Source organism: Methylobacterium sp. (assembly GCF_019750675.1).
GTDB lineage: Bacteria > Pseudomonadota > Alphaproteobacteria > Rhizobiales > Beijerinckiaceae > Methylobacterium.
Window position 1 is genome coordinate 1 of record NZ_JAIEOF010000042.1, and the last position, 7,264, is coordinate 7,264.

Annotated in this window: 8 protein-coding genes and 1 pseudogene; 3 read left to right on the forward strand and 6 right to left on the reverse strand. The window is 68.2% G+C overall.

Features of this window, described 5'->3' with window-relative positions:
* The 4 genes from K2X24_RS02175 to K2X24_RS02190 form a co-directional block, all read right to left on the reverse strand.
* Positions 1-570: pilus assembly protein N-terminal domain-containing protein (locus tag K2X24_RS02175; protein ID WP_292494214.1), on the reverse strand; the 570-nt coding region annotated here is incomplete at its 3' end.
* Positions 571-605: 35 nt separating this feature from the next.
* Positions 606-1,403, reverse strand: a complete 798-nt coding sequence (gene cpaB / locus K2X24_RS02180) for a Flp pilus assembly protein CpaB (RefSeq protein ID WP_292494215.1) — start codon at positions 1,401-1,403, stop codon at positions 606-608.
* 125 nt (positions 1,404-1,528) lie between these two features.
* Positions 1,529-2,035 (reverse strand): prepilin peptidase, encoded by a 507-nt coding sequence (locus tag K2X24_RS02185; protein ID WP_292494217.1) that lies wholly within the window; start codon positions 2,033-2,035, stop codon positions 1,529-1,531.
* A gap of 390 nt (positions 2,036-2,425) precedes the next feature.
* Complete coding sequence (locus tag K2X24_RS02190; RefSeq protein ID WP_292494219.1) at positions 2,426-2,605, reverse strand: Flp family type IVb pilin; 180 nt, start codon at positions 2,603-2,605, stop codon at positions 2,426-2,428.
* A 395-nt stretch (positions 2,606-3,000) separates the two neighbouring features.
* Here K2X24_RS02190 and K2X24_RS02195 point away from each other — a divergent pair, with 395 nt between their 5' ends.
* Positions 3,001-3,510, forward strand: coding sequence for a pilus assembly protein N-terminal domain-containing protein (locus K2X24_RS02195; RefSeq protein WP_292494221.1), 510 nt, complete (start codon positions 3,001-3,003; stop codon positions 3,508-3,510).
* Positions 3,511-3,538: 28 nt separating this feature from the next.
* Here K2X24_RS02195 and K2X24_RS02200 read toward each other — a convergent pair whose 3' ends face one another.
* Together K2X24_RS02200 and K2X24_RS02205 are read right to left on the reverse strand one after the other, a co-directional pair.
* The gene (locus K2X24_RS02200; RefSeq protein ID WP_292494223.1) at positions 3,539-4,006 is read right to left on the reverse strand and encodes a response regulator; all 468 of its coding nucleotides are present in this window, start codon (positions 4,004-4,006) and stop codon (positions 3,539-3,541) included.
* Positions 3,991-5,139, reverse strand: a complete 1,149-nt coding sequence (locus K2X24_RS02205) for a PAS domain-containing protein (protein ID WP_292494224.1) — start codon at positions 5,137-5,139, stop codon at positions 3,991-3,993. Before K2X24_RS02205 ends, K2X24_RS02200 begins: the two co-directional genes overlap by 16 nt.
* 322 nt (positions 5,140-5,461) lie before the next feature.
* On the opposite strand from K2X24_RS02205, the gene K2X24_RS02210 reads away from it, so the two are divergent.
* Both K2X24_RS02210 and K2X24_RS02215 read left to right on the forward strand, forming a co-directional pair.
* Positions 5,462-6,967 carry an AmpG family muropeptide MFS transporter gene (locus K2X24_RS02210; protein WP_292494225.1) on the forward strand — a complete coding sequence of 502 codons (1,506 nt, stop codon included), beginning with the start codon at positions 5,462-5,464 and terminating at the stop codon, positions 6,965-6,967.
* A 10-nt stretch (positions 6,968-6,977) separates the two neighbouring features.
* Positions 6,978-7,264 (forward strand): annotated as a pseudogene (locus K2X24_RS02215) (EcsC family protein); the annotation flags it as partial.

A 7,264-nucleotide genomic window follows, 5' to 3' on the forward strand; every position in this document is an offset into this window, starting at 1 on the left:
ACCACCCGCACCCGCAGCCCCGCCGGCAGCTCCGGCCCCGCCGTTCACGCCCACGAAGCCATTGGTGATGTCGACGGCCTGCGCAGCCTCGGAGGCCGAAGCGACGGAACCGGAGAGAATGATCGAATTGCCGGCCGAGCGAAGGTCGAACCGCCCGCCCGGGATGCTACGCATGAGGATCTGGCTGAGTTCGCCGAGATTCAGGTTCGTCGCGACCGTGACGTCGAGGGCCGTGATCTGCCGGCCCTCGGCGTCCATGATGAAGATCGAGGTCGCCCCGTTCTCCATGCCGATGACGAAGACCTTGCGGGTGGACCGGACGACGGCGTTGGCGACCTTCGGATTGGCGACGAAGACTTCCTTGGCGTCCCGCGGCAGATCGATGACCAAGGACCTGCCCATGGTGAGGTCGACACGCCGGGCCGTGCTGCCCTCGTTTCCGCCGACCGCGAGGACCGGCGCCGGGATCGTGTTGCGGCTGGGTTGGGCCCGGACAGGGCCGGCGGACGCCGCGACGACGAGCGCCGCTCCGATCGAGCCGAGGCGAAGAAATGTGCGGGAGTGGGTCATCGGCGCGTCCTCTGTCGTCAGGTGTGCGTTTCGTCTCAGCGCCGCGATTGTTGCTTCGCGACGCCGAACCGCACGACGGTGAGCGCTGTTTCGGGACGTGCTTCGAGTGTCGGGTCGCTGCTGCGACCGCTGTCGACGAGGCTCCGGAGGGAGAGGGAGAGTTGGCCCGCCTTCTGGGCCATGGTCACGAGTTCGGCCTGGGCGGGGGTCAGGGCGAGGGTGGCGGTCTCGCCCGCCACGACGTTGTTGCCGTTCTTCTCCTGCACGATCTGTCCGATCGCCAGGACGCGGATGTCCTGAAGCAGGGTTTCGGAGGCCTGGGTGTCGCCGTTGCCGCGCCCCGCCTCCTCGTCACGGTAAGTGCGGATGATGTCGACATGGTCGTTCGGCAGGATGAAGCCGCCCGCCGTATTCGATCCGCGCGTGTCGATGGTGATCGCGACCGCGCGCATGCCCGCGGGAAGGACTGCAGCCAGGAATCCGCCATCCGACCGGGCGAGCTTCTGCGGGCGGATCGGCTCCCCGGCGAGGAAGTTCGAGCGTGTGATGGACCCGATGGTCTCTTCCATGCCCTTGGGCGAGGCGGTGCGGGTGATGTAGCCGGCCGACAGCGCATCGTTCGGCCAGGGCTGCCAGCGTAGATCGGGCGCCTGGATGTTCTGCCCCATGGGCAACTCGGCGGATGCCACCAGCACGTCCGTCACCGCGACAGCGGGGGGCGGCGCGACGGCGATCGGCTGAACCGTCGGCTTTTCCTCGCCGCTCATCAGGAAAGCCGCCGCTCCGCCCGCACCGAGCGCAATCGCGAGAACGGCAAGTCTGGCTGGTTTCATCACCGGGCTCGAACCTAAGGACGGCGGATCGCCGTACGGTTCGGATTTGAGGCCGGATTCCTCAAATTACGGTTAACAAGCGGTAATCAATGCGATCGAAATTGTCATTTGGTAGAGGCGGCTCGTCAGATCCCCAGGCTACGGGTCCAGATGACGGTCTCGGGCAGGACCAGAAGAGCGGCGAGCGCCAGCGCGATTCCGTAGGGGACGCCGGTCTTCGCATCGTGCAGATGCAAGGCGAAGGGCAGCCGTGCGACCGGGCCGGGAAGCGGAAGCGCCCGCATCGCCAGGAGGCCGAGGGTGAGAGCACCGCCCGCCACGGAGGCGAGGAGAAGGTACTCCGGCAGATGGTCGAAGCCGATCCAGAGGGCGGTCGCGGCGGCGAGCTTGGCATCGCCGCCCCCGATCAGCCCGAAAGCGAACAGGCTGAACGTGACCAGCAGGGTCACGGCTCCCGCACCCAGGTGATTGGCGATCTCGCTCAAACCGAATCCGCTCGCGATCGCGAAGGCCGCGAAGGCGACCGCCAAGGCGATCGACACGGTGTTGGGGATGAGCATGGTCAGAAGGTCCCGGGAGGCCGCGTAGGCCATCAGGAACGGGAAGACTACGAGGAGGCTGAGGTTCGCCATATCGGTTCACAGGCTCGCGCGACGGGATCGGCGCACGGACCACACACGGGGCCGGGCCTCTCTGGGGTGATCCGGGACGTGTCCATGGCGACCGTCGACCCTCCGGCGAGATCGCCCGCCGGGATGGGTCGGTCGCGTCGCGGTCGAACGGCGGAGAGGGCAGCCACGCGAACGTGGCATGCCCGGGAATTCCGTGGACTGCCGGTCACACGCGGACGGCAGTGCCCTTCTTTGAACAGTCGGGCCCGGTGCCCGATCCATGTGCGGCGGTGCGATGTCCGCCGATCGTCTCCGGCGAGGCCCCTTAGACGATGTCGGCCCGCCAGGACCCGAGCGGCGCCCTCACGCTGCGTTGCACCGGCCAATTGCCGGAACGCAACGCTCCCGGCGTTACTTCGTGGTGGTCGACCCGAGGTTGGTGGCGACCGCATTGAGCTTGGTGTTCAGGTTGGTGCCGATCGTGGAGAGCGTGCCGATGATCACGACAGCGATGAGGGCGGCGATCAGGCCGTACTCGATGGCGGTGGCGCCGGACTCGTCGGCGGCGAAACGCTTGAAGATGGAGGTCATGGCAAAGTACCCCTGAAGTGGATGTGCCGCACACGCCCTCGGCGTCTCTCCGGCGACCCAGTCAGAATGTCAGGGGCCTCTTGCGATTGGGTTAAATCGATCCGCGAAACCGGATTCCGCTTCAGGGCCTCGGATCATCATCAAGAAATCCTTAATGCCGTCGGCGGCCATGGCGGAACCCGACGGGCGCGACCGGAGCGTGCCGCGATCCTCCCCTCGGTGACCGACGCGGACGCGTTGCCCGTGGAGCGCCACGCCCCGAGATGGCGCGATTATCGGTTCGTTTACCCTGAGCGTGTTTCCTCAGCGGACCTCTCTCGGTGCGCCGGCTCGTTTCGGATGCACCGGCATCAAGCTTGATGGGCGTCGTGCCGTACGGTTTCAGTGAGCCTCCGATGCAACAGCGCGCGAACCCGTCCCGCATAGCCGCCCGGACCCTCGCCGCCGCCCTGTTGTCCGTCTGGTCCGCCTTCGGCTGTCCTGCGGTGAAGGCCCAGCCGACGACGGGGGCACCGACGATCGTCACGGTCACGGTCGACAATGCCAAGGTGATCCGGTTGCCCGACCGGACTCAGACGGTGATCGTCGGCAACCCCATCATCGCGGACGTCGCCCTCCAGAAGAACGGGGTGCTGATCCTCACCGGCAAGAGCTTCGGCAGCACCAACCTGATCGCCCTCGACGCATCGGGGAGCATGCTGGCCGAATCGACGATCAGCGTTCAGGCGCCCCAGGCCGCCGTGATAACCGTTCAGCGCGGGCTCGACCGCGAGTCGTATTCCTGCACTCCGAACTGTCAGCCTTCGATCCAACTCGGCGACGCGACGAAATACTACGGGGACGTCAGCGGCCAAGCGGAATCACGGCGTGCCATGGCGACGGGTGCCGGCGCGGCCGCCCGCTGAGATTCGCCGACGGGCGCCTGCGGACGGCTCACCCCTCGGACAAATAGCGCGGCTCCGCACCGTCCCGAATCGCGAGACGGAAACCGTCGAGACCTTCGATCGTCGCCGCGCGCCCCGCGCGCAGGTCCGCCACGTAGCGCAGGGCCCCGGCGACCACCCGCTCCGAATACGGCTTGGCGATCACGCCCATCGCTCCGGCGAAGTCATCGGGAATGCGTTTGGCGTTCGCCGTCATGAACACCACCGTGGTGTGCGGATCGGCGCTCAAGGCGCGGGCCACCTCGACGCCGGTGGGGCCGTCCACCAGGTGGATGTCAACGAACGCCACGTCGGGGGCCGTCGCGATGCCGAGGGCGATCGCCTCGGCGGAGCTTCCGGCGACGCCGACCACATCGTGGCCGAGTTCATCGAGCAGGCATTCGAGTTCGAGGGCAATGAGGACCTCGTCCTCGACCACGAGGACACGCAGGGCCGGACTGGTCATCGTGTCGTCCATTCCGCTTCCGCGACCCGCTCCGTACCGGTCCGCAGGGAAACCGCATCGAGCGGCACCGTGATTTCGACGCGTGTGCCGGGGGCGACATCGCTCCAGACGATCACGCCCCGAAGCTGGCGGACGACCATTTCGACGAGGGAGCGTCCGAAGCCGGCGGGATTCGGCTTGCCGCCGGCAAGACCGATCCCGTCGTCCTGGATCAGCATGCGCAGACCCTCGTCGCTGCGCTGCGCGGTGATCGTGATCCGCCCGGCCCGGCTGTCCGGAAAGGCGTGCCGGACGGCGTTGGTCGCCAACTCATGAAGCATCAGCGCCAGGGGAGCGGCCATCGCGGCGGAGACGGCGATCGAATCGATCTCCGCACTGACGGCCGTCCGTTCGTTGTCGATGCCGGCGACGAGTTCGGAGACGAAGTCCTCGGCGAATTCGCGCAGATCGAACCGGGTCACGTCTCCGGTGGAGTAGAGCATCCGATGAACGGTCGAGAGGGCGCCGACGCGCTCCGCCATGCCCTGCAGTGCGTCGCGGACCTCGCCGCGCGGCGTGCGCCGCGCCTTCAGCAGCATCAGGGACGAGATGACCTGGAGGTTGTTCTTGACCCGGTGATCGACCTCGTGGAGCAGCGCGGTTTTCTGCTCGAGTGCGGCCCGCAGGTCCGCGGTCTGTTCGGCGACCCGTCGCTCGAGTTCGTCGTTGGCGTCGCGCATCGCGACTTCGTGGCGATATTTGCCCGTCATGTCGGCTTGGGCGGAGTAGAAATGGACGATCCGCCCGGTGGCGTCGCGCACCGGTGCCACGGTCATGCCGTTCCAGAAAGACGTGCCGTCCTTGCGGTAATTGACCAGCTCGATCTCGATCGGCCGACCCACCCGCACGGCCTCGCGAAGGCGGCGCACCGCACGCGGATCCGTGTCGGCCCCCTGGAGCATCCGGCAGTTCCGGCCGTCGAGATCCTCCCAGGCATAACCCGTCAGGGCGAGGAACGCGTCGTTGGCCCAGACGATCGGGTTGTCGGCCAAGCGCGGATCGGTCAGCACCATCGGCGTCGGGCTGGCCGTGAACGCGGCCACGAATGCACCGGCGTCGATCCCGAGCTTGCGCGGGCCAGCGGCGGGGGGATCCCTATGCGTCATGATCGACGTCGGCCAAATCTGTCCACCCGGTCTGCAAGTTCAGATATCCAGCCGTTGCTGCCCCACCGGATGAAGCGATCGAGTTGACCCCTCTGAGCGCCCGGCCGTCAACGGAGAATCCGCCCCTGTCCGGTCGCCCGGGCCGGTCTACCAACAGGAAAAATGCGAGACGTCGCATTAAGGTTTCAGAAGGCATGCTGCGTCCGGTGAGCGCCGCGCAACGGCCTGCGGGTCCTGGGACGACTCCGGGCGTGGGATCGGAGCCGAGGGCTGATATGGTTTGCGGGCATCAAGCCCGTTCGACCCCTAGGAGTTCCATGTCATGGCCCGAAGCGACGCAACGGCCCGAAGCGACCTGGGCGACGCCCCGACCCGGCGCCTCCGCCTGAAGGACATCGTCGAGGACCGGCGCATCCTGCTGATGCTGGCGCTGGGCTTTTCGTCGGGGCTGCCCCTGCTGTTGGTGCTCGGCACCTTCTCGACGCGGCTCGCCTATTCGGACGTCGACATCAAGTCGATCGGCCTGTTCAGCTACCTCGCGCTTCCCTACACCCTGAAGTTCCTCTGGGCGCCGCTGATCGACCGGTTCGACGTACCCGTCCTCAGCCGCGCCCTCGGGCGCCGCCGGGCCTGGATGATCGCGACCCAGTGCGCGGTGGCCATCGCGCTGACGCTGATGGCCTTCGCCGATCCGGGTACCAGCCTGGCGCTGCTCGGGCTCGGCGCCTTCCTCGTCGCGATCTGCGCGGCGACCCAGGACGTGGTCATCGACGGCTGGCGCATCGACGCCGCCGGCACGGACCTCCAGGGCGTGATGGCGGCGACCTCGAACCTCGGCTACCGGCTCGCCCTGATGTCGGCCGGCGCGGGTGCGCTCTTCATCGCCAGCGCCTACGGCTGGAGCGTGGCCTACCTGTCGATGGCGGCCCTGATGGGCGTCGGCATGTTCGCGGCGCTGTTCGCCCCGGCCTACGATCGCGCCTCCAGCGAGCGGGCGCCGGCGGCACCCAAGCCGGCCTGGACGCTCCGGAGCGCGATCCTCGAGCCCCTGGCCGAGCTTCACGCACGGCTCGGGCACAGCCTCTGGGCCATCCTCGTCCTCGTCGCTTTCTACCGCATGCCCGACTTCATCTCCGGCGTGATGGCGAGCCCGCTCTACAAGACCGTCGGGTTCAGCCTCGTGGATATCGGCTTCGTCTCGAAGCTCTACGGCATCTGGGTCGGCATCGCGGGGGCCTTCGTCGGCGGCTGGGCGATGACCCGCTTCGGCCTGTTCCCGACCCTGATGGTCGGCGCCTTCCTGGGTGCCGCCTCGAACCTCTCGTTCTCCTGGCTGTCCTTCGGCGGCCCGGAGGTCTGGCGGCTCACGGCGGCGATCTCCATCGACAATTTCTGCGGCTCCTTCGCCGGCATGGCCCTGATCGCCTACATGTCGAGCCTGACCGCGCCGGGGTTGGCCGCCACCCAGTACGCCCTGTTCTCCTCGCTCTACGCACTGCCCGGCAAGTTCGTCGCGGGCACCTCCGGCTACATCGTGGCGGCCTTCGGATATCCGGTGTTCTTCGCCCTCACCGCTGCCGTCGGCATCCCGGTGGTGATCCTCTGCATCTTCGTGGGACGAGCCGGGGAGCGCGACGCGGCCGCCGCCAGCGCCGCGGCATCCGATCCGGTCCGCCCCGAGGCCGCCGCCGGAGACGAGATCGCCGGGAACCATCCGCGAGGCCCCGGGCTTGCTTCCACCGGCAGCAGCCCCTCGGGGAAGACCCAGCCGGACATGGCCTCATCGGAAACGAGCCGCGCCGGCCGCACCCACCCCGCACACGGATGAGACCGCAGACGTGAGCAACATCAAACTCGTGGACGACACCCTGACCGCCCCGGCCCCCATCGCCGACTCGCCTGGCCTGAGCGATGCGGACCGCGCCGCCCTGCGCCGGGCCGTCGAGGCCCTGGAGAAGCCCGGGCTCGCCGCCCGCCTCTCGGCGGTCGCCGGCGCTCCCCTCGACCTGATCGGGCGGGCACTGCCGGCCCCCGTGACCGACGCCGTGGCGCAGGCCACCGAGAGCGCCATGCGCGCTTCCCTCAAGCTCGCCCTGGCGACCCTGCCGGCGGGCCGGGAGATCCC

Bases quoted from the DNA above. Each gene is read 5' to 3' on its own strand.
- K2X24_RS02190 (WP_292494219.1), bottom strand. From the start codon at position 2,605: ATGACCTCCATCTTCAAGCGTTTCGCCGCCGACGAGTCCGGCGCCACC.
- cpaB (WP_292494215.1), bottom strand. From the start codon at position 1,403: ATGAAACCAGCCAGACTTGCCGTTCTCGCGATTGCGCTCGGTGCGGGC.
- K2X24_RS02210 (WP_292494225.1), top strand. From the start codon at position 5,462: ATGGCCCGAAGCGACGCAACGGCCCGAAGCGACCTGGGCGACGCCCCG.
- K2X24_RS02185 (WP_292494217.1), bottom strand. From the start codon at position 2,035: ATGGCGAACCTCAGCCTCCTCGTAGTCTTCCCGTTCCTGATGGCCTAC.
- K2X24_RS02205 (WP_292494224.1), bottom strand. From the start codon at position 5,139: ATGACGCATAGGGATCCCCCCGCCGCTGGCCCGCGCAAGCTCGGGATC.
- K2X24_RS02195 (WP_292494221.1), top strand. From the start codon at position 3,001: ATGCAACAGCGCGCGAACCCGTCCCGCATAGCCGCCCGGACCCTCGCC.
- K2X24_RS02200 (WP_292494223.1), bottom strand. From the start codon at position 4,006: ATGGACGACACGATGACCAGTCCGGCCCTGCGTGTCCTCGTGGTCGAG.